The 239-nt window shown below is 37.2% G+C and carries 1 protein-coding gene; it reads left to right on the forward strand.

The window, feature by feature from the left end:
- Nucleotides 1-239: TIGR04282 family arsenosugar biosynthesis glycosyltransferase (locus ACRHNM_RS18055; RefSeq protein ID WP_431138008.1), on the forward strand; the 239-nt coding region annotated here is incomplete at both ends.

Raw genomic sequence — 239 nt, forward strand, 5'->3', positions numbered from 1 at the left:
CATTTATTTCTCTGATGCTGTTATTGAAAACAAATGGCCCAATGAATTTAAAACCGTTCAAAAAGGTATTGATTTGGGCGAACGCATGCTTAATGCCTTTAAAGATGGATTTGAAGATGGCTATAAAAATATTGTACTCATTGGCACAGATTTACCAGATATTAGCACTTCGCATATTGAAAATGGCCTGAGCGCATTAGAGGAAAATGATGTCGTTTTTGGCCCAGCAGAAGATGGTG

The sequence above is a fragment of the Psychroserpens mesophilus genome, from assembly GCF_050617655.1.
In the GTDB taxonomy this organism is placed as follows: Bacteria; Bacteroidota; Bacteroidia; order Flavobacteriales; family Flavobacteriaceae; genus Psychroserpens; species Psychroserpens mesophilus_A.